Genomic DNA, 23,554 nt, shown 5'->3' with positions numbered 1-23,554 from the left:
GGTTCGTGTGCGAGCTTACCTCAATGGCGCCGCCGGTTGGCGCGCCGGGCGTGTCTATCGTTGCGAAGTCATCATCGAACGCAGCACACCGATGAGTGCGCTGCCCACGAGGCAAACGATGGCGACGACGGTGAAGCCAGCGGTGAACGAATGCGTTTGCGCACGCAACTCGCCCACGATCATCGGCATTACCGTACCGCCGATACTGCCCATCATGCCGATCGCACCGATAGCGCCGGCCGACGTCGAGCGATGCAGGAACGATTGCGGAATCGTCCAGAAAATCGCTTGCGTTGCCAGCACACCCACGCTCGCCAGCGTGAAGCCGGTCAGCATCGTCGCCAGTGAGTTCGACATCGCGACCAGCGCAAAGCCGCATGCCGACAACACGAAAGCGAGCGACGCGTGCAGGAAGCGATGCTGAGAGCGATCCGACAGGCGTCCGAGCGCGAGCATGCCGAGCAAGCCTGCGAGCGGCGGAATCGCGGCGAGCAGCCCAATCGTCATGTACGACGCATGATAGGTCTTCAACATCTGCGGCAGCCAGATTTGCGCCGACGTCAGACCGCAGAACAGCAGCGTGTTGCACAGACCCATCGTGAGCACGACAGGGTTGACGAGCGCGCGGAGCATCGACGTGGGCGCGACGACTTTCGCCGAGGGCGGATTCGCGTCGAGCGCTGCCTGGAGCGACTGGCGTTCGACGGGCGTGAGCCATTGGGCTTCGGACGGTCGGTTGGTCAGATAGAACGCGCCGATCACGCCGAGCGCCACGGCAGGAAGCCCTTCGAGAATGAACAGCCATTGCCAGCCCGCCAGTCCCCAGGCGCCGTTCAGCGTGAGCAATGCGCCGGAGACGACACCCGACACGATGTAGGCGATCGGCACCGCGAGGTTGAACACCGCGTTATATCGTGCACGCCAGGCGTAAGGAAACCAGAAGCTCAGAAACAGCATCACGCCGGGGAAAAGCCCCGATTCGGCGGCGCCGAGCAATGCGCGAAGCCCCCAGAAGCTGAGCGGCCCGACGGCGCAAGCCATCAGCATCGTGACAATGCCCCAGAGGATGGCGATGCGGGTCAGCGTCGCTCGCGCACCGATGCGTGCGAGCAGCAGATTGCTCGGCACCTCGAACAGCGCGTAGGTAAAGAACATCGCCCCCACACCGATGCCATACGCCTTTGGCGACAGGCCCAGATCGCTGTTCATGGTGAGCGCGGCGAACGAGATGTTGCTGCGGTCGAGGATCGCGACGAGATAGAGCGCGACCAGAAACCACATCAGGCGTCGCCCGGCCTTGCTGACGATGCGATCGAGATCGGCCGCCTCGACGGCCGGTGGTGCGCCCGTCGTCGACATGCGTAATACCTCCGCCTGCCCGGTACGTGTGTTCATCGTTGTCTCCTGTCATCTTGACGGGATGCGTGGTGCGCGCCTGCGCGAGCGTCGGTCGGCGGCGGCACTCATCGTTGTTGTGGAAGCTCAGGCCATTTGCGGCGAGCGTGCGGCGGGGCTGACATCGTTTGCGTCGTCATGGCTGCCGTCGACATCGAGCGTTGTCGTGCGGCGCATCTCGCGCCGCACGGACAAGTCGTAGCGGCGCCCACGATGCAGCGTGCTGCGGTTGTCCCACATCACCAGATCGCCGGGTTGCCACTTGTGCACGTAGACGAACTCGCGTTGCGTTGCATGTTCCAGCAGATCCATCAGCAGCATGCGGCCTTCGGCAAGCGTCATGCCGGAAACCTCGCACGCATGGGCGCCGACGAACAGCAGCTTGCGTCCGGAATCCGGATGCGTTCGTACCAGCGGCCATGTGACGGGCGGCAATTCCGCACGTTGCGCTTCGTTGTAGTCGGTGTCACCGAGCATGAAGCGTGAGTGCAGTGCATAGTGCACCGCATCGCGGCCTTCGATGTCGCGCTTCCAGTCTTCGGGCAAGGCGTCCCAGGCGGCGCGCAGATCGCAGAACTCGGTGTCGCCGCCGCTTGGCGCGACCGTGATGGCCGAGAGCAGCGAGTAGCGTGCGGCGGGATTCTGGAACGAACTGTCGCTGTGCCACAACTGATTGGCGAGATTGCCGACAATCCGTCGCGTATCGCGTGCCGCGATTTCGCCGTCGACACCGACGTTCGAGATGTCGAGCAATTCGTCGTAGCGGAACCGGCTGGCGGTTTTCTTCACGCGTTTCAGTCCGAGATCCAGCGGACCGAAGCTGCGCGCGAGCGCTACTTGCGCGTCTTGCGATAGCGGTTGGTTGCGAAACACCAGCACCGCATGCGCCGCAATGGCGGTCTCGATCTCGGTGCGCGCGTCGGTGGTCAGGGGTTGGGACAGATCGATGCCGCGAACCTCGGCGCCCAATCGTGCGTTGCAGGGGGTGATTTCCAGCTTCATTGCATCTCCATAATTGGACGTTATGTCCATTAATGAAGATTACGCTCCGAATATTCTGTGGAAAATTCGGGTTTACGCCGTTATTTCAGGTGATTGTTGAGATTGTTTTTGTAATTTCGGTCTGTTGGTCCGAAATTCAATGCGGGATTCGGCGTGGGGGAATTCGGCGCAGGACGGCTGCTTATCGCTCGTGGAAGTGGAAATCCGGCGCAGCAGCGGGGCGTGATGTGTCGGCTAGCTGCCGACGACGTTTCGGGTCAGGTCGGCGTCCTGCTGTGGCGGCAACCCGAACATCCGCTTGTACTCCCGGGTGAACTGCTGAACGCTTTCGTAGCCGACGGCAAACGCGGCGCTGCTTGCCGACATCGCTTCCGAGATCATCAGGCGCCGCGCTTCTATCAGGCGTAGCTGCTTCTGAAATTGCAGGGGTGAGAGCGAAGTCGCCAGACGAAAGCGCTTGTAAAACGACGAGAGGCTCATGCCGGCGATATCGGCCAGCCGCGCCATCGGAATGGGGTGAGTGAACTCGGCGCGAAGCGTCGCAACGGCACGGGCGATGCGTTGCGCATGACCCTCCGGCCATCCGAGCTGACGAATGACCGGGCCGTGCTTGCCGACCAGCAGCCAATAGTGGATCTCGCGCCATGCCTGGGACTGCAACACGGGCAAGGCCGCCGGACGTTCGACGAGGCGCAGCAGACGCAACGCCGCATCGGCGACCTCTTCATCGGACGGTTCGACCTGTACGTGGGCGTTCTGCGGCATCGGAGCCAGCTTCATTTCCATCGCAAGTTCTGCGATGGCGCTCAGATCGAGGTCCAGAATCAGCGAGAGGTAAGGCTCGCTCGCGCTGGCGTGTGTGATCTGACTGACGGTGGGGACGTCGGACGTAATCAGCAGCGAGTCGCCTGCGGAGAACGACAACATTTGCGTGCCCATGGCGACGCGCTTGCTGCCTTGCAGGACGAGGCAGACCACTGGCCGGGAAATCGCATAGTCGATACCGCTCGGCCGGGCGGCCCGGATGAGACTCATTCCCGGCACGGGTGGCCGGGCGACGCCGGTCGGGTCGGCATACGTCTCGGTGTATCTGCGCACCGCCGCAAGCAAGGTGTCGTTCATGTCGTCATGCCGCCGTTCAGTCACCGTTCAGCCGAGGTTCCTCTGTGGTTCGGTCGTCGTTGTTGCACCGGAGCATCGTAACGACATTCGGCAAGTCGTGGCATCGCCCCGGAGGGATCTTTGGAGAAACAGGCCAACGACGAAGCGAATCGGGCAAAGGGTATCGTCGCGTTGCGCCGCAGAATCGGTCGCTCCCTCTCAGTCAGCAAGGAGTGCGCGATGCGCAAAATTTCTCTCGTTACCGGCGGCAGTCGTGGTCTGGGTCGCAATGCCGCTTTGTCCATCGCGCGTCATGGCGGCGATGTTGTTCTCACGTATCAGTCGCGCGAAGCCGACGCGCTCGCCGTCGTCTCCGAAATCGAAGCGTTGGGCGGCAAGGCGATTGCCCTGCAACTGGACGTTGGCGATGTCTCCACGTTCGCGTCATTTGCCGAACGCCTGAAGATCGCGCTGCAACGCACCTGGGGGCGCGATACGTTCGACCATCTCGTCAACAATGCGGGTCACGGTGACGTCGCGCCACTTGCCGAAATGCATGAGTCCGCATTCGACAAACTGGTCGACGTTCACTTCAAAGGCGTGTTTTTCCTGACGCAGACGCTGTTGCCGGTGCTCGCCGACGGCGGGCGCATCGTCAATCTCTCCACGGGTTTGACACGCGTGTGCGCCGAGGGCTGGTCGGCGTACGCGGCGGTGAAGGGCGCTGTCGAGGTACTGACCGTGTACATGGCGAAGGAGTTGGGTCACCGCAAGATTGCGGTCAATGTCGTGGCGCCCGGCGCTATCGAGACGGACTTCTTCGGCGGTGCCGTGCGCGATACGCCGGAGTTCAACCGCTTCTTCGCCGGCATGACGGCGTTGGGCCGTGTGGGCGTCGCCGACGACATCGGTCCCATGATCGCCAGTCTGCTGACCGACGATAATCGCTGGGTGAATGCGCAACGTATCGAAGTGTCCGGCGGGCAGGGCATCTGAGCCTGAGCCGGGGTGAGCGGGCAGGGAATGCCCGCTGCCGTCGATGGCGAGGCGTCGCCCGTCAAGCGACGCTTACGCCTGCTGGCGTGTTGCTGCCAGCACGATCTCGCGGATGCACACGCCGGTGGGCTGAGCGTAGGCGTAATAGATGGCGTTCGCCACATCGTCCGCCGACAGCACCTTGCCGCCCATCTCGGTTTTCCAAGCTTCGTAGCCGGTCTTGATGGCTTCGTCGGTGGTGTGGCTGAGCAGGTCGGTGTCGACCGCACCCGGTGCAATCGTCACCACGCGCACGTTGTGCGGCGAGAGTTCTTCGCGCAGGTTTTCCGACAACCCGTGCACGGCAAATTTGGTGCCGACATAGGCGACATGGTTCGGGAACGTCTTGCGTCCGGCCACCGAGCTGATGTTCACGATCGTGCCGCGCTTGCGCTCGACCATGCCGTTGACGACGGCATGTACGCCGTTCAGCACGCCCTTGATGTTGACGTCGATCATGCGATCCCATTCGTTGGGGTCTTGTCGCGTGATATCGCCAAGGAGCATCACGCCGGCGTTGTTGATGAGGGCGTCGGCCGGTCCGAATTGCTTTTCTGCCTCGCGCACGGCGGCCGCCAGGGCTTCGCGGTCGGTGACGTCCACCGAGCGCGTCATCATGTTCGGCAATTCCAGCGACTGCATCTTCTCCAGCCGGCGCGCCAACAGCAACAGCGGGTGCCCGTGAGACGAAAACAGGCGTGCCGTCGTCATGCCAATGCCCGAACTGGCGCCGGTAATGATTACGAGGGGTTTTTGCGTTGCGGTCATCAGGTACCTCCAGATATTGGTGCTGCTTATCAATAAGCGTTGAATAAAATTCTAGGCACAAATGTCAGCGGCGAAAAATGGTTTATTCTTTTCGCAGGCATCGGAGAAATTTATGGATGGTCGTCAACTCAAGGCATTCATCGCTGTGTTCGAAGAACGCAACATCACGGGCGCGGCGCGTCGGCTTCATTTGAGTCAGCCAGCGCTGTCCGGAACGATCAAGAGCCTCGAAGACTTGCTCGGCACACAGCTTTTCACCCGTGAGGCGCGCGGCGTGGCGGTCACCGAAGCCGCGCGCATTCTCTATCCGCAGGCTCGCCGGATTCTGTCTCAGACCGACTCCATGACGCGACAATTCCGTCACGGAGGAAATGTTTCGGCGATCGATATCGGCGTGGAGGCGGATATCGCCGGGCGCGATGTCGCGGCATTCGTCAGTCGGGCGCGGCAGGCGGCGCCTGCTTTGTTCGTCAATCTGCTCGATGGATGCCAGGGCGATGCCCGCCTGTCTACCGAAGACGGGCGTTGCGAGGACGAGTTGTTCCTGCCGATGTTCGTCGAGCCCTACGTGCTGGCGACGCCAGCGGGCGGAGATGCCGACGGGTTGCCATGGATCGTCTGCCCGGAACACCCGACGCATCAACGCTTGCTGCCGTATTACGGCGCGGCTGCCGGCGCACCCGCTGCCACGGCGCAGACACTGGCGCTGGCGCTGGATCTCGTGTCTGCGGGGCTGGGGGCGTGCGTCGCGCCAGAATCACTGGCGCGCGCACACGCGAACGTGATCGTCTCACCCATCGACGGCTTCGAAATGTCGCGTCGCGTCGGCCTTTGCTATGCCGTTCAGGCGCTGGATAAGCCTGTGCTGGCTTCGCTGGTCGAACAACTGCGCACTGATTCGGCGGTATTCCCGTCTGCCGCTTGATAACGTGAAGGCGCGATGGCAGACCGATGAGGCAGCACTTCCCGATCCGAATCTCAACATCGGTCTTGACATGCAACCAACCAACTAGTAGATTGGTTGTCATTGTATCCATGCATTAGCGTCGGCGGTGTGCCCGGAAGTCTCGTTCCGGGCAGTCGCCCGCCCCATTGAGCCAAAGGACCATGACCATCGAGCTGTCACCCCGAGCGACTGAAATTGCCGACCACGCGAAGCAATTGCTTGCGGTGGGGGGGTATCACGGGTTCAGCTACGCAGACTTGTCCGAGCGCGTGAACATCGGAAAGGCCAGCATCCATCACCATTTCCCGAGCAAGGCGGAATTGGTGCTGACGGTCGTCAAGCGTCACCGGGAGCAAGCCCGGGACGGGTTAGCAGCGTTGGATCAGCACGTCGAAGATCCGAAGGCGAGACTGGGCGCATACACGAACTACTGGGCCGAATGCATTCGTGATGGTTCGATGCCCATGTGCATCTGCGCCATGCTCGCTGCCGAACTGCCGATGATCCCGAAGGACATTGCCGACGAGGTTCGGGGCTATTTCGACGGCCTGACGGCGTGGATCGCGTCGGTGCTTGAGGCCGGTGTGGCCAAAGGGCAGTTCACCCTTTGCGGTACTGAGCTGGTAGAGGCGCAAGCGTTCATGTCGACGGTGCACGGCGCCATGCTGACGGCCCGCGCGCTGGGCGATGCAGAGTCGTTCCGGTCGATATCGCAAGTGGCGATCAGTCGGCTGAGTGTGTCGAACTGATTTCGTCGACCTGAGTCCGTCAGACTGAGTACGACAGGTCATGCATTCAGTAAGCGCAGCAATCTCAACGTGGGCGTCCAGGCGCCCAATTTTTTAACGCTTGTAATCGATCAACTAGTTGGTTGTTTTTTGACGGTAGTTCTCGCCTCGTGTTCACCCTGCCATTACGTATGGCGATGACGTAACGGGGCCATTTCAAACGGAGTCTCCACCATGCCTCATCCCATCTCCACGTTGGGCGCGGCGCACACCGCGATCAGTCTCGTCACGTTTGCCGCCGGGTTCGTCAGCTTCGCCCGGTATCGCACCATTGAAAGTGCCAGTCGGTCTGGCCGGGTCTATCTGGTCGGCATGCTGATTTCGGTGCTGACGTCGTTTGGCCTGTCGAGTACCGGCGGCTTCAACGTTGGTCATGCATTGGGCATTCTGGCATTGCTCGCGACGCTGGGCGGACTTGTGATCCCTAAACTCAATTTCCTGGGACGTGTGCGTCCGTACCTGTCGCAGTTCGCCTTCGGATTCAGCTTCTTCCTGCTGTTGGTGCCGGGCATCAACGAGACGCTGACCCGCTTGCCCGCGAGTCATCCGCTCGCTAGTGGCCCCGAATCGCCGCTCGTGCGCGGGGCGCTGGCGACGTGGCTGGGCATTTTCGTCGTCGGGTCTATAGTGCAGTTCTTGTGGTTGCGTTCGCAGCGCAGCCGCGCTTAACCGGCGTCTGGCAGGGACCTGGTCGATCACTGACCCGGATCTGTCCTGTGTGGCGCCGCCGATGTCGGTGCCGTTGCTTCGGCCCGGCATAGCGAATCCGAAAGATCCGGAGTCATCATGAATGAACCGTCTTTGCCGACGTTATTGCAGGCAGCTTCCGAGCGCGCAACGGCCTATCTGGAAACCGTGCGCGTCCGCCCGGTAGTCCCGTCGCAAGCCGCGCTCGACCGGCTCGGCGAATTGCATCACGCATTGCCGCAACAGGGCGTCGATGCCATGGAAGTGCTGCGCCGTCTGGACGAGATTGGCTCACCGGCAACCGTGGCGACTTCCGGCGGCCGCTACTTCGGCCTCGTGATCGGTGGCGCCTTGCCGGCCACTGTGGCCGCGAACTGGATGGCGACCGCCTGGGATCAGAACGCCTGCTATCGATGGACCTCCCCGATTGCCGCGACCTTGGAAGACGTCGCCCTGCAATGGCTTCGCGATCTTTTCCGTTTACCGGGCGACGTTGCCGGAGCGTTCGTCACCGGCGCGTCGATGGCGAGTCTCACTGGGTTGGCGGCGGCGCGGCACGCACTGCTCGCTCGCATCGGCTGGAATGTCGAGGCCCAAGGCCTGTACGGTGCGCCCGAGATTCGCGTGGTGGTCGGCGATGAAGTGCATGTCACCGTGCTCAAAGCGCTGTCGATTCTCGGCCTTGGCAGCGAGCGGGTCATACGTGTTCCGACCGATGCACGGGGGCGGCTGAGGGCGGAGTGCCTGCCCGATCTCGACGCGCGCACCCTTGTCTGCCTTCAGGCGGGCAACGTGAATACCGGTGACTTCGACCCGGCCGAGGCGGTGTGCCGCCGGGCAAAGGCCGCGGGGGCGTGGGTGCATGTCGACGGTGCGTTCGGTCTCTGGGCGCTCGCCAACCGCGATTTCGATGCATTGACCCAAGGTTTCACCCTGGCCGATTCCTGGGCGACGGACGGTCACAAGTGGCTCAACGTCCCTTACGACAGCGGGATCGTGCTGGTCAGAAACGCGGTCCACTTGCGTGCTGCGATGTCGGTGAACGCCGCCTATCTGTCAGAAGGTGAGGCAGGCGAGCGCGAGCCGTCGCATTACACGCCGGAGTCGTCGCGCCGCGCGCGCGGTGTTGAAGTCTGGGCGGCGTTACTGCATCTCGGGCGCGACGGCGTCTCGGATCTCGTCGCACGGTTTTGCCGTCTGGCGAAGCGGTTCGCCGACGGTTTGTCCCGTCACGGTTACGAAGTCCTGAATGACGTCGTGCTCAATCAGGTACTCGTCTCGTTCGGCTCGCCGGAGACGACGCGCGCCATCATCGATGCGCTTCAGGCCGATGGCGTCTGCTGGTGCGGAGGAACGGTGTGGCAAGGCCGCCCGGCCATGCGCATCAGCGTCGCCAATTGGGCGACGACCGAAGCGGATGTCGAGCAGAGCATCGAGGCGATGTTGCGCGCGGCAACGCGTGTCAGCGCAATGGGGAAGGCACCGACGTGAGGGCAAACGCCACCGCCGCCTGCGCATGCAGGGCGGTGGTGTCGAGCAGAACCAATGCATTGTCCTCCGGCTTCACCAGCAACGAGATTTCCGTGCAGCCGAGGATGATGGCCTGCGCGCCGCGCGAGGCCAGTCGCGCCATGATGTCCTGATACGCCGCAAGCGAAGTGTCTTTGACGATGCCCACGCAAAGCTCGTCATAGATGATGCGATGGACGATCTCGCGATCCGGCGCATCAGGAGTCAGCACGTCGAGACCGAATTTCTGCGTCAACCGCGACTTGATGAAGTCCTGCTCCATCGTGAACGCGGTCCCGAGCAGGCCCACGCATGTTATGCCGCGCTCCTGTGCGGCCTCGCCCGCCGGATCGGCAACGTGCAGCAAAGGGATGGAAACCGCGTCTTCGATCATGTCGGCGAGCTTGTGCATCGTGTTCGTGCATAGCACGACACATTCCGCGCCACCCGCTTCAAGGCGCTTTGCCGCCTGTTGCAACAGCGCCCCTGCATCGGCCCAGCGCCCCTCGTGCTGCGCGCGCTCGATGGGACCGAAGTCGACGCTGAACATCAGCATCTCCGCGGAGCGCAAGGGCCCTAGCCGGGCCTGAACCGTTTCGTTGATGATGCGGTAGTACTCGGCGCTGGACTGCCAGCTCATGCCGCCGATAAGGCCGATGGTGCGCATGAAAACTCCTTGTGCGAAGTGTTTGGGCGGGAGAGGAACGGACACACAATGTGCCTCTGCACGTGAGCAACGTCTATCACGAAATTTCCGCCGGTGAACCGATGACGACACAGATCGCACTGGCGCATGATCACCACGAACGACATGCCGCTCGCCGCTGTCGCCGCCGTCACCGTCGAATGCGGGTTTTCGCATCAATCGCACATAGGACGAATGTTCCGCGCCTCGCTTGGCCTCACGCCACAGCAATACCGGCATCGTGACGGACAAGGCTGACGCCAGTCATCACTTGCTGCCGGGTTATCGACGCACCAGCGCCACGACATAGACGCAAGGCTGCTTGCCGGGATTGCGGAACGTGCAGGGCGCGGGCGGCCCGAGTTGCAGGCAATCGCCCTCCTTGAGTTCATACGTCAACTCACCTTCTTCGAAGGTCAGCGTGCCCTGACGCACCCAGATCTGCTGATGCTGGAACGTGAATGCCGACGACGGATACGACACGTTGACGCCCGGCGGCAGCGTGACCTCCAGCAGTTCCAGCATGCCACCATTGCGCGGCGATACCGCTCGGCGCAGATAACCGGTCTCCGGGTCCTGCCAGACGAGTTGCTCGTCGGCGCGGCTCAGCCGCTCTCCCGACTGTTCAGCGAGCGAGAGCAGCATCGACAGTTGCAGGCCGAATGCGCCGGACAGACGTCCCAGCAACGCGGCGGTCGGCGACGCGGCACCGCGCTCGATCTTGCTGATCATCGCCTTCGACACGCCGGAGCGCTCGGCGAGATCGCCCAGCGACCAGCCGCGAGACTCGCGTTCGATGCGGATGCGATGCGAAATCGCCGGCGTCGGATCGACCATCGGGGGCGTCATGCTGTGTTTCCAAGGGTTTCGGGTTGCGAAATTATACAAGCCACGCGTGTGCCTACCGGCGTCTCCCTGCGCGGCCCCGCCCCCACTCCCGCCCGGCCTCCGCCTCACATCTCCCCTCGAATTACGCGTTAACCCCCATCTGAAACATTTTTGATCGTAGTCAATCGTCTACTATAGTAAACAGAAACGACGATTCGACAGCAGTCGATTCCGCCTTCAAATCTGTGCAGACAAGGAGTCAACATGCCCCGTGAAATTCGACTGAACGCTTTCGAGATGAACTGCGTGGGTCATATTCAGCAAGGTCTCTGGACGCATCCCCGCGATCAATCCACGCGCTACGGCGAGCTTCGCTACTGGGTCGATTACGCGAAGAAGCTGGAGAAGGGGCTTTTCGACGGCATGTTCTTCGCGGACGTGGTCGGTGTGTACGACGTCTATGGCGGCAATGCCGACGCCGCGCTGCGCAACGCCGTGCAGGTGCCGGTCAACGATCCGCTGATGCTGATCCCGGCGATGGCCGCCGCCACGGAGCATCTCGGTTTCGGCGTCACGGCGAACCTCACTTACGAGCAACCGTTTCTGTTCGCACGTCGCATGTCCACGCTCGATCACCTCACCGGCGGGCGCATCGGCTGGAACATCGTCACCGGTTATCTCGACAGCGCCGCGCGCGCCATCGGCATCGACGGCCAGATCGCGCACGACGATCGCTACGACCTTGCCGACGAATACATGTCGCTCGTCTACAAGCTGTGGGAAGGCAGTTGGGACGACGACGCGGTGGTCGCCGACCGTGCGGGCGGCGTGTACGCCGATCCGTCGAAGGTGCGCGTGATTCATCACCATGGCAAGCAATACAAGGTCGACGCCATGCATCTGAGCGCGCCGTCGCCGCAACGCACACCGGTGCTCTATCAGGCAGGTTCGTCGCCGCGCGGTTGCCAGTTCGCCGCCACGCATGCCGAGTGTGTCTTCGTGAACGGCCAGAAGATGGACGGCGTGAAGGAGATCGTCGACGCCATCCGCGCGCAGGCCGTCGAGCATGGGCGCAGCGGCAACGACGTCAAGGTCTTCATGGGCGCCACGCCCATCGTGGGTCGTACCGATGCCGAGGCGAAGGAGAAATTCGAAGAGTACCGTCGTTATGTCAGCTCGGAAGGTGCGCTGGCTCACGCCGCTGCGTCGCTCGGCATCGACTTCGCGAAGTACGACATCGACGAGCCGATCGACACGGGCAAGAGTCAGGCCATCGTGTCGAACGTGACGGCCATGACCCGCGCCACCGGTCCGCAGTGGACGCGTCGCAAACTGCTCGAACAGATGGTGCTGGGCAGCCGCCAGACGCCGTGGGTCGGCTCCGCGCACGCTATCGCCGATCAGATGATGACGTGGAGCGAAGCCACGGGCATCGACGGCTTCAACCTGTCGCGCACGGTGGTGCCGGAATGCTTCGACGACGTGATCGATCTCGTGGTGCCGCTGTTGCAGGAGCGCGGCGCGTACAAGACGTCGTACGGCGAGGGCACGTACCGCAAGAAGCTCTTCGGCCACGACCGTCTGCCGCACACGCACAACGCTGCGCAATACCGTTCGGGCGCGAAGTAAGCCCGACGTGAATCTCAGCAATCGCAACCGTCACGTATCGAACGAGGTGAAGGACATGGACAAGAGTACGGTGGACAAATCGATCTTTCGTGAAGCGATGGCGGGTCTCGGCGCCGCCGTCAACGTCATCACCACCGATGGCCCCGGCGGTCTGGCGGGATGCACGGCGTCTGCCGTGTGCGCCGTGACCGATGATCCGCCCACGTTGCTCGTGTGCATCAATCGGGCGAGCCGCAACAACGCCGTGATGCGTGAGAACGCCCGCCTGTGCGTGAACGTGCTCAGCGCCGATCAGCGCGACATCGCCATGCAGTTCGCGACGAAGGATCTCTCCATCGAGACGCGCTTTGCCAGCGGCGATTGGGACACGATGCATACCGGTGCGCCGGCGCTGCGCGGTGCGGTCAGCGTACTCGATTGCGAAGTGTCGTCGATCACGGAAGTCGGCACGCACACGGTCTTCTTCTGCGAAGTGAAGGCGGCTCGCTCGGCGGGTGCGCTCGATGGCCTGATTTACTTCGCCCGCGGGTTTCACCGCGTGGGCATGGTTGCACAGTCGGCAACGGCCTGAGGACGGACGCTTCATGGAATCTCTGAGCACCGCTCGCCACCCTCGCGCGCCGCGCGGCAAGGGCGCATCGCTGGCGATCGTACTGCTGGCGCAGGTGGCGGCGATGGGCGTCTGGTTTTCGTCGACGGCGGCCGTCGCCCTCATCAAGCGCACGCAGGCGATTGCGTCGGGCGATGAGGCGATGCTCACCGGTGCCGTGCAGCTCGGGTTCGTGATCGGCACAGTCGTGTCGGCCACGCTCGCGCTGCCGGATCGCTACGACCTGCGCAGAATCTTCGCGGCGTCGGCGTTGATGGCGGCGCTCACGACAGGCGCGCTGGCTGTGCTGCCGCCGACCGGCCCGCTGGCGATCGCCCTGCGCCTGCTCACCGGCATGTGCATGGCGGGCGTCTATCCGGTCGGCATCCGGCTCGTGACGACCTGGGCGAAAGCGGACCTAGGGCTGCTGATCGGCTTGCTCGTGGCGGCGCTCACGCTCGGTTCCGCAAGCCCGCATCTGATCGGCGGATGGCAGAGCCTCGACTGGCGCTGGGTGTATCTCGTTGCGGCGATGCTGGCGCTGGCGGCCGGTGTCGCGATCGGTTTCGCGAGTATCGGCCCGAACATCAAGCGAGCGGCACGGGTCGACTTCTCCAAAGTCACGCAAGCGTGGCGCGACCCGGCCGTGCGCCTCGCGAATCTCGGCTATCTCGGCCACATGTGGGAGCTGTATGCCATGTGGGCGTGGCTCGGCCTGTTCCTGCAATACACGCTGAGCTTGCATGGCGTGGCGGATTTTCACGAGAAGGCCGAAGTGCTGACCTTCGCGGTAATCGCGTTCGGCGCGCTCGGCGCGTGGACCGGGGGACTGCTCGCCGACCGTGTCGGCAGAACGCTCGTGACCATCGGCGCGATGGCGACGAGCGCGACGTGCGCCGCCGTCATCGGCTGGTTGCCCGGCGCCCCGATCGCCGTGGTCATGGCCGTGGCGTTCGTGTGGGGGTTCTCGGTGATCGCGGATTCGGCGCAGTTCTCGGCGGCTGTCGCGGAGTTGGCGGACCCCACGTCGGTCGGCACGTTGCTCACCGCCCAGACCTGCGCCGGGTTCCTGCTCACGCTGGCCAGCATCCGGCTGGTACCGGTTGTGGTCGCGCATCTCGGTTGGGCAGGTGGCATGGGCATGCTGGCCATTGGCCCTGCGCTCGGTTGCGTTGCCATGTGGCGGCTGCGTCGGCACCCGGCATCGCGCCGGATGGCCGGCGGCAAGCGGTAGCGCATGCCTGCGCGTTGGATCGCGTTCGTTCTCTACTTCCCGTTTATTTGAGACGTTGACATGTATTCCTATCCTGACATCAAGATGCTGATCGGCGGTCAGTGGCGCAGTGCGCCGGGCCAGCCGGTGACGAACCCCTCGGAGGGCACGACGATCGGCATGGTGCCCACGGCAACGCTGACCGATCTCGACGCCGCACTGTCGGCCGCCGAGCAAGGGTTTCGTGTGTGGCGGCGCACGTCGCCCGCGCAGCGAACCGAGATCATGCTGCGCGCTATCGCCTTGCTCAAGGAGCGGGTGGAGAGCATCGCTTTCGCCATCTCGCTGGAGCAGGGCAAGACACTGGCGCAGGCCCGTGCCGAAGTGCTACGTGGCTGCGACCTGATGACATGGGACGCCAATGAAGGCAAGCGCCTTTACGGACGTGTGATTCCCGCCGAGCCGGGCATGCGTCATACGGTCGTGCGTGAGCCCGTGGGCGTGATCGCTGCCTTTACGCCGTGGAACTTCCCGATGAGCTCGCCCGCCCGCAAGGTCGGCGGGGCGCTCGCGGCCGGCTGCTCGATCATTCTCAAGGCCGCCGAAGAGACGCCTGCCGGTGCGGTGCTCATGGCGCAGGCGTTTCAGGATGCCGGTCTGCCGGACGGGGTGTTCAACCTCGTGTTCGGCGACCCGGCGATGATCTCGTCCCATCTGATCGCCAGCCCGGTCGTGCGTGGCATCACGTTCACCGGTTCGACCCCGGTCGGCAAGCATCTCGCGGGGCTGGCGGCCAAACACATGAAGCCGGCCATTCTGGAGTTGGGTGGTCACGCGCCGGTCATCGTGTGCGACGACGCCGACCCTGAGACGGCCGCGCTCGCCTGCGTCAAAGGCAAGCTCAACAACGCGGGGCAGGTCTGCGTCGCGCCCACGCGCTTCTTCGTGCACGACAAGGTCTACGACGCCTTCGTGGAGGCCTTCGCCCGCCACGGCGGCGCGATTCGCGCGGGGCATGCGCTGGAGTCGTCGAGCGATATCGGGCCGGTCGTGAACCAGCGTCGTCTGGCGGCGCTGCATTCGCTGGTCGACGACGCGCTCGCCCGTGGCGCGCGCACGATCTGCGGCGGCGAACGCACCGACGGGCCGGGATATGTCTTCCCGTTCACCGCACTGGCGGACGTGCCGATGGATGCCCGCGCCATGCTCGAAGAACCGTTCGGTCCGCTCTCGCTCATCGTGCGGGTCGACAGTCTGGACGACGCCATCGCACGTGCCAACAGCGTGCCGTATGGTCTTGCGGGCTATGCCTTCACGCGCTCGGCGGCCAATGCGTACCGGTTGGGCGACGAACTCGAAGTCGGCAACCTCGCCATCAATCATCTGGTCTCGGCAGTCTCGGAAACCCCGTTCGGCGGCGTGAAAGACAGCGGCTACGGCCGGGAAGGTGGTACCGAGGGACTCGAGTGCTACACGCACGTCAAGAGCATCTCTCACCTGATGGATCCGGCGTAACCCGACGACGGATCCGGCGCGGGGAATCGTACGGGACACGCTTCACCGCATTCGTGACGAGCCGAACGGCGATCGCTTTGCGCGATCGGCCGCTCGGCCCGACAAGCAAACGGGAACAACCTGGAGATGTTCATGCGGTCCATATATCTTTTAGCACTCCTACCTGTATTGGCGGTTCTGGTAGGTCCGTTCTTTGTCAATCGCGTCACGCCGTACGTGCTCGGCATGCCCTTTCTGCTGGCATGGCTGGCCGGGGCGCTGGTGCTCACGTCCATCGTGATGGCCATCATTTTCTATGCCGATCAGGCGCGGCTCGCATCGGCCGATCACGGTGGCGAAGGAGCCTGAGCATGAATAGCGCATTGATCTTCATCTTTCTGGCCGTAGCGCTGGCGCTGTTCCTCGGCATTCGCGCGCGTCGTGGCAAGGACATGAGTCTGGAGCAGTGGGCGGTTGGCGGTCGCGGTTTCGGTGCGGCCATCGTCTTTCTGCTCATGGCGGGCGAAATCTATACGACGTTCGTGTTTCTTGGCGGCAGCGGTTACGCGTACGGACACGGGGCGGGCGCGTATTACCTGCTCGGGTACGGCAGCCTGCCGTTCATCCTGTCGTACTTCCTTCTGCCGCCGATCTGGCGCTACGCCAAGGAGCGCGGTCTGATCTCGCAGCCGGACTTCTTCGCCGCGAAGTACAACAGCCCGGTGCTGGGCGTGCTCGTCGCCATCGTCGGGTTTGCCGCGCTCGTGCCGTATCTCGTGCTGCAACTCAAAGGGCTGGGCATCATTGTCAGCGTGTCGTCCTACTCGGCGATTTCGTCGAACCAGGGCGTGCTGATCGGGGCCATCGTGGTGGCGGTGTACGTGGCGTTGTCCGGCGTGCACGGCTCGGCCTGGACGTCTGTCGTGAAGGATGCCCTGGTCATGTTCGTCGCCGTCTTCCTCGGTCTCTATCTGCCGTATCACTACTACGGTGGCGTGGGCGAGATGTTCGCGGCTATCGAGAAGGCCAAGCCGGGTTTTCTGGCGCTGCGCGACGTGGGGGAAAGCCCGGTCTGGATGGTTTCCACGGTGATTCTGTCGACGCTGGGCTTCTATATGTGGCCGCACATGTTCATGGCCACGTACACGGCCAAGCGCGAAGAGGTGCTGCGTCGTAATGCCTTCGTGCTGCCGATCTACCAGTTGATGCTGCTGTTCATTCTGTTCGTGGGTTTCTCGGCGGTGCTCGCCGTGCCGGGGCTGACGGGCGGCGACATCGATCTGGCGCTGTTCAAGGTGTCGCTCAAGACATTCGATCCGTGGTTCGTCGGCGTGATCGGCGCGGCCGGGATTCTCACGGCGCTGGTGCCCGGTTCGATGATTCTGATGACGTCGGCCACGCTGCTGGCGAACAACGTGTACCGCCCGATGCGCCCGCAATCGAGCGATGCTCACGTGGCCCGTGTGGCGAAGTGGCTCGCCCCGGCGATCATGGCGCTCGCGGTGCTGTTCACGCTGGGCGGCGGGCAGACCATCGTGGCGCTGCTGCTGATGGCGTATGCCCTCGTCACACAGTTGTTCCCGGTGCTGCTGGCCAGCCTGATCGGCAAGAACCTCGTGACGCGCCCGGCGGCGTTCGCCAGCATCATCGTCGGCGAAGCGACGGTGGCGTGGGATCTGCTCACGAAGAAGTCGGTGGCCGCGCTGTTCCCGTTCCTGCCGGATGCGCTCAAGGATCTCAACGTGGGCATCGTCGCACTGGCATTCAACGTGGTGACGCTGGTGGTCGTAACGCTGCTCACCCGCCGCACGGCGGGGGCGGCACAGTTGTCGGCCGACGCTTCGTGATGCGTCGCCAATGAAATGAGGAAGTGAGCGAGCCGCCTGCGCCAGTGGCGCATGACGGGCAGGCCTGAGCGGCCTGACGGGCCAGGCGCTGGCGGCTCGCGAAAGACAAGTTATGACGAATTCTCTCGATATTCACCGCATTGCCTTTGTGCAGGCCGGCTGGCACGCCGATCTGCTGGACGGCGCCCGCGACGCGTTCCAGTCACGCATGGCCGAACTGGGCGTGCCCGCCGAATGCATCCGCCATTTCGATGTGCCGGGTGCGTTCGAAATTCCGCTGTTCGCCCGACGCCTCGCGCAAAGCGGACAGTACGACGCGATCGTCGGTGCAGCGCTGGTCGTCAATGGCGGCATCTATCGTCACGAGTTCGTGGCACAAGCCGTGGTCGACGGACTGATGCGCGTGCAACTCGACACCGATGTGCCCGTTTTCTCGATGTCGCTCACGCCGCATCATTTTCACTCGCACGACGAGCATTACGCATTCTTCGACGAGCACCTGCGTCACAAGGGCCGCGAAGTCGCTGACGCCTGCGTCAGCATGCTGCTTGCGCTCGCGAACCTTGCGGCAGGGTCGACCGAGCCGACCTCGGCGCCGTGCCTCACATGACCCGGTGTTGCGACGGCGAAAGCTGCCGGGATAGCGACAGGCTGATGGGCGTTTTGCCCGACTACGTATCACTACGTAGATAAGAATCGGAATAAGTCAATATTTTTCTTCGCAAAAAATTCAACGAGGCTGAATACGTATTTCAGTGATCTGTGCGCGTCACGCTTGTTTATGGTGCGTATTCAGTGCTTGATATTTCAAGGTAAGTCCCGAGGAAATCGAAGAAAATCGTGGTCCATTTCAACCATTGAAACCGTCGTCGACAATGCGGCGCGGCGCATTGGTTTCGATACACGCAACATCGCTTCGCATTCGTGAAACCCCATGATTTATGGGGCTTTCCGGCGCACCGGCAAATCCACCATCGTTCGGCTAGAGTGTATTTAGGCGTCGCTAATGTGCGCCTTCGTCGAATTAAAACAAGAGGAGATCTGCTGAGATGCGGTTACTGTTATTGTTGCCGTTCATCGGTTTGTTGTGGGTGCCGTTCTACAACCGTGAATTGCCGTCCCTTTGGGGCTTTCCCTTCTTTTACTGGTACCAGTTCGCCTGGGTGCCGCTGACCTCGCTACTGATTTGGATCGTATTCCGCGATGGTCTGAAGAAAGGGGAAGAGTAAATGGACGCCGGTATCAACTGGACCGCGCTCGCGGTCTTCGTATTTTTCTTCATCCTCGTGACCGTCATGGGTTTCTGGGCGTCGCGCTGGATGGCCGGGCCGTCGAACAAAGGCGCCCATCTGGACGAGTGGGGTCTGGGCGGACGTAACTTCGGTGCATGGATCACGTGGTTCCTGGTCGGCGGCGACTTCTACACCGCCTATACCGTGATCGCAGTGCCGGCACTGGTCTACGCGGTCGGCGCTTACGGCTTCTTCGCGTTGCCGTACACCATTCTTGTCTATCCGATTGTCTTCCTGATCATGCCGAAGCTGTGGCATGCGGCGCACAAGGCCGGTCACGTGACGGCTGCCGACGTTGTCTTCGGCCGTTACCAGTCGCGTCCGCTGGAGTTCGCGATTGCGCTCACCGGTGTCGTCGCGACGATGCCTTACATCGCGCTGCAACTGATCGGGATGGAAGTCGTGATCAAGGCGCTGGGGCTGACGGGCGAATTGCCGCTGCTCGCCGCGTTCGTGATTCTCGCGCTGTACACGTACTCGGCAGGTCTGCGGGCACCGGCGCTGATCGCGTTCGTCAAGGATCTGATGATCTACATCGTGGTGCTGGTCGCCGTGATCGTGGTGCCGGCAAAGCTGGGCGGTTACGGTGCGGTGTTCGATTCGGCGCGCGACGTCTTCGCGAACAAGGGCGGTGCAACGGGCCTGACGCTCAAGCCGACGCAGTTCCTGCCGTTCGCCACGCTGGCGCTCGGTTCGGCGCTCGCGGCGTTCATGTATCCGCACACGCTCACCGGCATCTTCGCCGCGAAGGACGCCAACACGATTCGCAAGAACGCCGTGTTCCTGCCGGCCTACACCGTGCTGCTCGGCCTGATCGCGCTGCTGGGCTTCATGGCCTACGCTGCCGGTGTGAAGGTGCCGACCAACAACGACGTCGTCCCGGCGCTGTTCAACGGTCTGTTCCCGAGCTGGTTCGCAGGCTTCGCGTTTGCGGCAATCGCGATCGGTGCGCTGGTGCCGGCAGCGGTGATGTCCATCGGTGCGTCGAACCTCTTCACGCGCAACTTCTGGAAGCCTTACGTCAACCCGAATATTTCGAACGAGGGTGAGGCGAAGGTCGCCAAGATCGTGTCGCTGGTGGTGAAGCTGGGCGCACTGGTGTTCATCCTGTTCCTGCCGACGCAGTTCGCGCTGGACCTGCAACTGCTCGGCGGCGTGTGGATTCTTCAGACGTTCCCGGCACTGGTGTTCGGTCTGTTCGTGGGCTGGTTCGGCGCACGCGCACTGCTGACGGGCTGGGCCTTCGGTATCGTGTGCGGCAGCTGGCTGGCGTTTGCGGACGGCATCAAGCCGGTGCATACGTTCACGCTCGGCGGTGACAAGTACTCGATGTACACGGGCCTGATCGCGCTGGCGGTGAACATCGTCGTCGCCGTGGTCGCCAACGTGGTACTCGGCAAGGGCTCGCGTCCGGCGCTGCGCAATGCGTGACATGCTTGAAATGTCTGAGACGCTGGTTGACTGAGCGTCTCAAGGTCGCGTGAGGTTTCACGCGGCTTTCGGTGCCACACGTGGGTCATCCCCGCGTGTGGCATCCGCACCGGCCTTCGTCTCCGGCCTTCATCCCCGGCTTTCATCCCCATCAGGCTTCCTGTCCCGCTCGCCACTCGCGCACCCATGCCGCGAGATCGGTGACCGCAATCCCCGCCTTCGCGTTGAACGTCTGCGCCACTGGCCATGCCACGCCATCCTTGCGTGCAAACGACAGCCGATACTTGCGCATCGTGTCGTCCGGATGCGCGGCGAGATCGGCCCTGAGTTGCGCGATATCGCAACATGACAGCGTGAACGGTCTGCCGAGTTCCTGCGTCAGCGTACTCGCCAGTTCGCGATACGTGAACGTGTCGCTGGCCACGTGTACGACCCGATCGTCGAAATCCGGCCGAGAGGCCGCAATGAGCGCGGTCAGGCGGCCGATGTCCTGCGGCGTCGTGACCGTCAGAGAGAAGTCGGGATCGCCCAGCGCATGCACCACCCCCGCATCGAGGTCGACGAGGCCGAATGCCGGCAGCAGCACGAAGCTCGTGAACATCCCTGTCGACACGATGGTCCAGCGGACTTTGTCCTGAGCGCGTAGCATGTCGCGCACGTCGAGCTGTTCGTCCCAGACGTCCTGACCACTGCCCCGGCCAACGACGTCGTAATCCACGCCGAATTGCCAGGGAATGTAGTGCGCGACGCCGGCTTTGAGGACAGCGCCCGTGATCTTGCGCTGCGTGCCCGGGCCACCGACGAAGCCCGTGCAGCAGATGATCTGCGTGTAGCGGCGGAAGATGTCGGCGAGCGCCGTTTCGTCTGCCGTCACGAGATCGGCTTCGACGACATCGATTCGCCACGTGCGCAGCGCAGAATGGAGGCGCGTGCGACGATCCGACGACGTTTCCGACTCGGGACGCAGTAAAACGGCAACGGATGCGACGCGTCCCGCATCGCGCTGCGCGGCCATTTCACGCAGCATGCATTCGCCGAGTTCTCCGGCACCGAGGACGAGAACGTGATTGTCGTGGGGGATTCGATAAGTCATTTGCAACTCCGGTCAAGTTGCGAATAATAGTGACGTTACGAATCCTTGGTAAGAAGGCACACGCGTGATACTGCCACCGGACACCCCCTCGCTCGACGCCCTCTTGCAGCAGTCGCAGGAGGCGTGCGATGCCCTCAGCGCCGACGACGACGGCCTCAAGCGCGAGATCCTGACCCACGCGGGCAACCGCTGGTCGCTCGGTGTCGTGCATGCGCTGGGCGTGGCCGGCACGCTGCGGCATGCGGAGATCGCGCGCCGGCTCGACGGCGTGACGCAGCGCATGCTCACACGCACGTTGCGCCAACTGGAACGAGACGGTCTGATTTCGCGACACGACTACCGCGAAGTGCCCCCGCGTGTGGAGTATCAGTTGACGCCGCTCGGGCGCGGATTGCTCGCCGGCATGGTGCCGCTGTGGCGATGGGTGATCGACAACGCACAAGGGTTTCGCGAGGCGAGACAACAGTACGACAAGCAGTAACTCTTCCGATTTCAAGGACATTCGATGCGCAATCTCGACCAACATACGATCACGCAGGAAGTGATCGCCCGACTCGCCGACACGCCGGACCCGCGGCTCAAGGAGGTCTTCGGCAGTCTCGTGCGCCATCTGCACGACTTCGCCCGTGAAGTGAGTCTGACGGAAGACGAATGGGCCAAGGGCATCGCTTTCCTGACCGCGACGGGTCAGAAGTGCGACGACAAGCGACAGGAGTTCATTTTGTTGAGCGACGTGCTGGGGCTATCGATGCTGACCGTCGCGATGAACAACGCCAAGCCGCCGCAATGCACGGAAGCTACGGTTTTCGGGCCGTTCTTCGTCGACGACGCGCCGCACTACGATAACGGCGCGGACGTGGCGAATGGCGCAGCGGGCGAGCCTTGCGAGGTGAGCGGCGCCGTGCTCGATCCGTCGGGGCGCCCGATTGCAGGCGCGAAGATCGATGTCTGGCAGGCAGACGCGCAAGGGCTGTACGACGTGCAGCGCGACGAACTCGACGCCGCACAGGGACGTGGCGTGCTGCATGCCGACAGCGAGGGGCGTTACCACTTTCACAGCGTGCTGGCCGAGGCGTACCCGATCCCGACCGACGGCCCTGTCGGCGAGTTTCTGGCAGCGACGGCGCGACATCCGTGGCGTCCCGCGCATCTGCACTTCCGCATCGAAGCGCCGGGCTATGAGACGCTCGTCACGCACGTGTTCCGAGAAGACGATCAATGGCTCGATTCGGATGCCGTCTTCGGCGTGCGGCAGTCGCTCATCGCGTCGTGGGTGCGGCGTGATGACGGCAGCTATTCACTGCACTACGACTTCGTTCTGAATCCTGCGACGGCTTCGAAAACCACGCTCAAGACTTCGACGGAAACTACGCCGCGGCACTGAGCGATTCGGCAGACGTCTGAAAGCGTTCCAGCGTCTGCCACATCAGCACAGGATTCGAGTACATCGGGAAGTGACCGCAGGCGGGGATTTCCGCCAATGCGACGCCCTTGCGCTCGATGTCGGCGAGATACGAGAGCGACGCGTTCTGGCTGCCGTACATGAACATCGTCGGGCACGGCAGCGCCAGGAACTTGTCCATCAGCTCGCCATGATCGGAGAGGTCGACCATCGAGCGGAAGATGCCGCCGACGGCTTCCGCACGGACCTTGTGCCGCAAGCTCGCCGCATACAGCGCGCTGGCGTACGCCGGGGCACGGTGGGCGCGCTCGATGAATGCGTCGAAAAAGCGCTCGGGCTCGTCGTCGGGATAGTCCACGATCTGTCGACTCAGAAAGCAGTCCTCCGGCGCGATATTGCCTTCGATGTTCGCGAAACTCAGCACCCGTTCCGGCATGGCGTGCGCGAGCATCAGCGACGTCAGTCCGCCCATCGAGTGACCGACCAGATGAAAGCGCTCGAATCCCACGTGTTCGAGCATCGCCACGGCGGTCTCGACCAGAAACGGGATGGAGAGCCGCGAAAGGTCCGCGCAGTTGGTGCGCCCGCAACCGGGCGCGTCGTAAGCGAGGAACGGCCTTGCATCGAAACCGCGATGCAAGGCGATGTCCGCGTAATCCTCCTTCGTCGAGCCGAAGCCGTGCAGCATCACGACCGGCGGGCGCGTGCCTTGCCGGTGGATGGCTGACACGTTGACCGGCACGCCGTCGATGCGTAGCGCGACGGTGGACGTCTCGAAGGCGTTGGACGTCGCCACGTCATGCGTGTTCTGCGTCATGGC

Annotated in this window: 25 protein-coding genes; 17 read left to right on the top strand and 8 right to left on the bottom strand. The window is 63.1% G+C overall.

Annotation, left to right across the window (positions count from 1 at the left end; genetic code table 11):
• Positions 1-54 precede the first annotated feature (54 nt).
• The 3 genes from A9762_RS19750 to A9762_RS19740 all read right to left on the bottom strand — a co-directional run bounded on the left by A9762_RS19750 (position 55) and on the right by A9762_RS19740 (position 3,519).
• Positions 55-1,395, bottom strand: a complete 1,341-nt coding sequence (locus A9762_RS19750) for an MFS transporter (RefSeq protein ID WP_083254115.1) — start codon at positions 1,393-1,395, stop codon at positions 55-57.
• 87 nt (positions 1,396-1,482) lie between these two features.
• Positions 1,483-2,397, bottom strand: a complete 915-nt coding sequence (locus A9762_RS19745; protein WP_069343702.1) for a TauD/TfdA family dioxygenase — start codon at positions 2,395-2,397, stop codon at positions 1,483-1,485.
• Positions 2,398-2,631: 234 nt separating this feature from the next.
• Entirely contained in the window at positions 2,632-3,519 is an 888-nt protein-coding gene (locus A9762_RS19740) for an AraC family transcriptional regulator (RefSeq protein ID WP_069343701.1), read from the bottom strand.
• Positions 3,520-3,738: 219 nt separating this feature from the next.
• On the opposite strand from A9762_RS19740, the gene A9762_RS19735 reads away from it, so the two are divergent.
• On the top strand, positions 3,739-4,494 hold the full coding sequence (locus A9762_RS19735) for an SDR family oxidoreductase (protein ID WP_069343700.1): 756 nt from the start codon (positions 3,739-3,741) through the stop codon (positions 4,492-4,494).
• A 72-nt stretch (positions 4,495-4,566) separates the two neighbouring features.
• On the opposite strand, the gene A9762_RS19730 is transcribed toward A9762_RS19735, so the two are convergent.
• On the bottom strand, positions 4,567-5,301 hold the full coding sequence (locus A9762_RS19730) for an SDR family oxidoreductase (RefSeq protein ID WP_069343699.1): 735 nt from the start codon (positions 5,299-5,301) through the stop codon (positions 4,567-4,569).
• A gap of 112 nt (positions 5,302-5,413) precedes the next feature.
• Between A9762_RS19730 and A9762_RS19725 the strand changes: the two genes are divergently transcribed.
• The 4 genes from A9762_RS19725 to A9762_RS19710 all read left to right on the top strand — a co-directional run bounded on the left by A9762_RS19725 (position 5,414) and on the right by A9762_RS19710 (position 9,213).
• Positions 5,414-6,226, top strand: coding sequence for a LysR family transcriptional regulator (locus A9762_RS19725; protein WP_069343698.1), 813 nt, complete (start codon positions 5,414-5,416; stop codon positions 6,224-6,226).
• Positions 6,227-6,408: 182 nt separating this feature from the next.
• Entirely contained in the window at positions 6,409-6,996 is a 588-nt protein-coding gene (locus A9762_RS19720) for a TetR/AcrR family transcriptional regulator (protein WP_069343697.1), read from the top strand.
• Between the two features lie 213 nt (positions 6,997-7,209).
• On the top strand, positions 7,210-7,704 hold the full coding sequence (locus A9762_RS19715) for a hypothetical protein (RefSeq protein ID WP_069343696.1): 495 nt from the start codon (positions 7,210-7,212) through the stop codon (positions 7,702-7,704).
• 117 nt (positions 7,705-7,821) lie between these two features.
• The gene (locus tag A9762_RS19710) at positions 7,822-9,213 is read left to right on the top strand and encodes a pyridoxal-dependent decarboxylase (RefSeq protein ID WP_069343695.1); all 1,392 of its coding nucleotides are present in this window, start codon (positions 7,822-7,824) and stop codon (positions 9,211-9,213) included.
• On the opposite strand, the gene A9762_RS19705 is transcribed toward A9762_RS19710, so the two are convergent.
• Positions 9,185-9,898 carry an aspartate/glutamate racemase family protein gene (locus A9762_RS19705; RefSeq protein ID WP_069343694.1) on the bottom strand — a complete coding sequence of 238 codons (714 nt, stop codon included), beginning with the start codon at positions 9,896-9,898 and terminating at the stop codon, positions 9,185-9,187. The two genes, A9762_RS19710 and A9762_RS19705, sit on opposite strands and share 29 nt — an antisense overlap.
• Before the next feature lie 126 nt (positions 9,899-10,024).
• On the opposite strand from A9762_RS19705, the gene A9762_RS28240 reads away from it, so the two are divergent.
• On the top strand, positions 10,025-10,174 hold the full coding sequence (locus A9762_RS28240; RefSeq protein WP_083254114.1) for a helix-turn-helix domain-containing protein: 150 nt from the start codon (positions 10,025-10,027) through the stop codon (positions 10,172-10,174).
• A 24-nt stretch (positions 10,175-10,198) separates the two neighbouring features.
• On the opposite strand, the gene A9762_RS19700 is transcribed toward A9762_RS28240, so the two are convergent.
• Positions 10,199-10,765 (bottom strand): XRE family transcriptional regulator, encoded by a 567-nt coding sequence (locus A9762_RS19700; protein ID WP_069343693.1) that lies wholly within the window; start codon positions 10,763-10,765, stop codon positions 10,199-10,201.
• Positions 10,766-11,008: 243 nt separating this feature from the next.
• Between A9762_RS19700 and A9762_RS19695 the strand changes: the two genes are divergently transcribed.
• The 9 genes from A9762_RS19695 to mctP all read left to right on the top strand — a co-directional run bounded on the left by A9762_RS19695 (position 11,009) and on the right by mctP (position 20,239).
• Positions 11,009-12,373: an LLM class flavin-dependent oxidoreductase gene (locus A9762_RS19695; protein WP_069343692.1), complete on the top strand. Its 1,365-nt coding sequence runs from the start codon at positions 11,009-11,011 to the stop codon at positions 12,371-12,373.
• Between the two features lie 7 nt (positions 12,374-12,380).
• Positions 12,381-12,944: a flavin reductase gene (locus A9762_RS19690; protein ID WP_371443119.1), complete on the top strand. Its 564-nt coding sequence runs from the start codon at positions 12,381-12,383 to the stop codon at positions 12,942-12,944.
• Between the two features lie 13 nt (positions 12,945-12,957).
• Entirely contained in the window at positions 12,958-14,196 is a 1,239-nt protein-coding gene (locus A9762_RS19685) for an MFS transporter (RefSeq protein ID WP_069343691.1), read from the top strand.
• 60 nt (positions 14,197-14,256) lie between these two features.
• Positions 14,257-15,690 (top strand): NAD-dependent succinate-semialdehyde dehydrogenase, encoded by a 1,434-nt coding sequence (locus A9762_RS19680; protein ID WP_069343690.1) that lies wholly within the window; start codon positions 14,257-14,259, stop codon positions 15,688-15,690.
• A 126-nt stretch (positions 15,691-15,816) separates the two neighbouring features.
• A complete protein-coding gene (locus A9762_RS19675; RefSeq protein WP_206093602.1) occupies positions 15,817-16,038 on the top strand; it encodes a DUF3311 domain-containing protein in 222 nt (73 codons plus the stop codon).
• 2 nt (positions 16,039-16,040) lie between these two features.
• Positions 16,041-17,516, top strand: a complete 1,476-nt coding sequence (locus A9762_RS19670) for a sodium:solute symporter (RefSeq protein ID WP_069343689.1) — start codon at positions 16,041-16,043, stop codon at positions 17,514-17,516.
• Between the two features lie 112 nt (positions 17,517-17,628).
• The gene (locus A9762_RS19665) at positions 17,629-18,126 is read left to right on the top strand and encodes a 6,7-dimethyl-8-ribityllumazine synthase (RefSeq protein WP_069343688.1); all 498 of its coding nucleotides are present in this window, start codon (positions 17,629-17,631) and stop codon (positions 18,124-18,126) included.
• A gap of 439 nt (positions 18,127-18,565) precedes the next feature.
• The gene (locus tag A9762_RS19660) at positions 18,566-18,745 is read left to right on the top strand and encodes a DUF3311 domain-containing protein (protein ID WP_069343687.1); all 180 of its coding nucleotides are present in this window, start codon (positions 18,566-18,568) and stop codon (positions 18,743-18,745) included.
• The gene (mctP, locus tag A9762_RS19655) at positions 18,746-20,239 is read left to right on the top strand and encodes a monocarboxylate uptake permease MctP (RefSeq protein WP_069343686.1); all 1,494 of its coding nucleotides are present in this window, start codon (positions 18,746-18,748) and stop codon (positions 20,237-20,239) included.
• 151 nt (positions 20,240-20,390) lie between these two features.
• Here mctP and A9762_RS19650 read toward each other — a convergent pair whose 3' ends face one another.
• Complete coding sequence (locus A9762_RS19650) at positions 20,391-21,332, bottom strand: aromatic alcohol reductase (RefSeq protein WP_069343685.1); 942 nt, start codon at positions 21,330-21,332, stop codon at positions 20,391-20,393.
• A gap of 64 nt (positions 21,333-21,396) precedes the next feature.
• Here A9762_RS19650 and A9762_RS19645 point away from each other — a divergent pair, with 64 nt between their 5' ends.
• Complete coding sequence (locus tag A9762_RS19645; RefSeq protein ID WP_240493637.1) at positions 21,397-21,813, top strand: helix-turn-helix domain-containing protein; 417 nt, start codon at positions 21,397-21,399, stop codon at positions 21,811-21,813.
• Between the two features lie 24 nt (positions 21,814-21,837).
• On the top strand, positions 21,838-22,716 hold the full coding sequence (locus A9762_RS19640; RefSeq protein WP_069343684.1) for an intradiol ring-cleavage dioxygenase: 879 nt from the start codon (positions 21,838-21,840) through the stop codon (positions 22,714-22,716).
• Here A9762_RS19640 and A9762_RS19635 read toward each other — a convergent pair.
• Entirely contained in the window at positions 22,700-23,551 is an 852-nt protein-coding gene (locus A9762_RS19635) for an alpha/beta fold hydrolase (RefSeq protein WP_069343683.1), read from the bottom strand. The two genes, A9762_RS19640 and A9762_RS19635, sit on opposite strands and share 17 nt — an antisense overlap.
• Positions 23,552-23,554 lie beyond the last annotated feature (3 nt).

Origin of the sequence: Pandoraea sp. ISTKB, from assembly GCF_001721285.1 — a bacterium.
GTDB classification, from domain to species: domain Bacteria; phylum Pseudomonadota; class Gammaproteobacteria; order Burkholderiales; family Burkholderiaceae; genus Pandoraea; species Pandoraea capi.
Note: the sequence above shows the minus strand (reverse complement) of the source record. Positions and strands in the feature narration are given on the sequence as shown.

What these genes read in the sequence shown, in the direction of transcription:
- A9762_RS19750 (WP_083254115.1), bottom strand. Translation starts at nt 1,395, where the DNA reads ATGAACACACGTACCGGGCAGGCGGAGGTATTACGCATGTCGACGACG.
- A9762_RS19745 (WP_069343702.1), bottom strand. Translation starts at nt 2,397, where the DNA reads ATGAAGCTGGAAATCACCCCCTGCAACGCACGATTGGGCGCCGAGGTT.
- A9762_RS19740 (WP_069343701.1), bottom strand. Translation starts at nt 3,519, where the DNA reads ATGAACGACACCTTGCTTGCGGCGGTGCGCAGATACACCGAGACGTAT.
- A9762_RS19735 (WP_069343700.1), top strand. Translation starts at nt 3,739, where the DNA reads ATGCGCAAAATTTCTCTCGTTACCGGCGGCAGTCGTGGTCTGGGTCGC.
- A9762_RS19730 (WP_069343699.1), bottom strand. Translation starts at nt 5,301, where the DNA reads ATGACCGCAACGCAAAAACCCCTCGTAATCATTACCGGCGCCAGTTCG.
- A9762_RS19725 (WP_069343698.1), top strand. Translation starts at nt 5,414, where the DNA reads ATGGATGGTCGTCAACTCAAGGCATTCATCGCTGTGTTCGAAGAACGC.
- A9762_RS19720 (WP_069343697.1), top strand. Translation starts at nt 6,409, where the DNA reads ATGACCATCGAGCTGTCACCCCGAGCGACTGAAATTGCCGACCACGCG.
- A9762_RS19715 (WP_069343696.1), top strand. Translation starts at nt 7,210, where the DNA reads ATGCCTCATCCCATCTCCACGTTGGGCGCGGCGCACACCGCGATCAGT.
- A9762_RS19710 (WP_069343695.1), top strand. Translation starts at nt 7,822, where the DNA reads ATGAATGAACCGTCTTTGCCGACGTTATTGCAGGCAGCTTCCGAGCGC.
- A9762_RS19705 (WP_069343694.1), bottom strand. Translation starts at nt 9,898, where the DNA reads ATGCGCACCATCGGCCTTATCGGCGGCATGAGCTGGCAGTCCAGCGCC.
- A9762_RS28240 (WP_083254114.1), top strand. Translation starts at nt 10,025, where the DNA reads ATGATCACCACGAACGACATGCCGCTCGCCGCTGTCGCCGCCGTCACC.
- A9762_RS19700 (WP_069343693.1), bottom strand. Translation starts at nt 10,765, where the DNA reads ATGACGCCCCCGATGGTCGATCCGACGCCGGCGATTTCGCATCGCATC.
- A9762_RS19695 (WP_069343692.1), top strand. Translation starts at nt 11,009, where the DNA reads ATGCCCCGTGAAATTCGACTGAACGCTTTCGAGATGAACTGCGTGGGT.
- A9762_RS19685 (WP_069343691.1), top strand. Translation starts at nt 12,958, where the DNA reads ATGGAATCTCTGAGCACCGCTCGCCACCCTCGCGCGCCGCGCGGCAAG.
- A9762_RS19680 (WP_069343690.1), top strand. Translation starts at nt 14,257, where the DNA reads ATGTATTCCTATCCTGACATCAAGATGCTGATCGGCGGTCAGTGGCGC.
- A9762_RS19675 (WP_206093602.1), top strand. Translation starts at nt 15,817, where the DNA reads ATGTTCATGCGGTCCATATATCTTTTAGCACTCCTACCTGTATTGGCG.
- A9762_RS19670 (WP_069343689.1), top strand. Translation starts at nt 16,041, where the DNA reads ATGAATAGCGCATTGATCTTCATCTTTCTGGCCGTAGCGCTGGCGCTG.
- A9762_RS19665 (WP_069343688.1), top strand. Translation starts at nt 17,629, where the DNA reads ATGACGAATTCTCTCGATATTCACCGCATTGCCTTTGTGCAGGCCGGC.
- A9762_RS19660 (WP_069343687.1), top strand. Translation starts at nt 18,566, where the DNA reads ATGCGGTTACTGTTATTGTTGCCGTTCATCGGTTTGTTGTGGGTGCCG.
- mctP (WP_069343686.1), top strand. Translation starts at nt 18,746, where the DNA reads ATGGACGCCGGTATCAACTGGACCGCGCTCGCGGTCTTCGTATTTTTC.
- A9762_RS19650 (WP_069343685.1), bottom strand. Translation starts at nt 21,332, where the DNA reads ATGACTTATCGAATCCCCCACGACAATCACGTTCTCGTCCTCGGTGCC.
- A9762_RS19640 (WP_069343684.1), top strand. Translation starts at nt 21,838, where the DNA reads ATGCGCAATCTCGACCAACATACGATCACGCAGGAAGTGATCGCCCGA.
- A9762_RS19635 (WP_069343683.1), bottom strand. Translation starts at nt 23,551, where the DNA reads ATGACGCAGAACACGCATGACGTGGCGACGTCCAACGCCTTCGAGACG.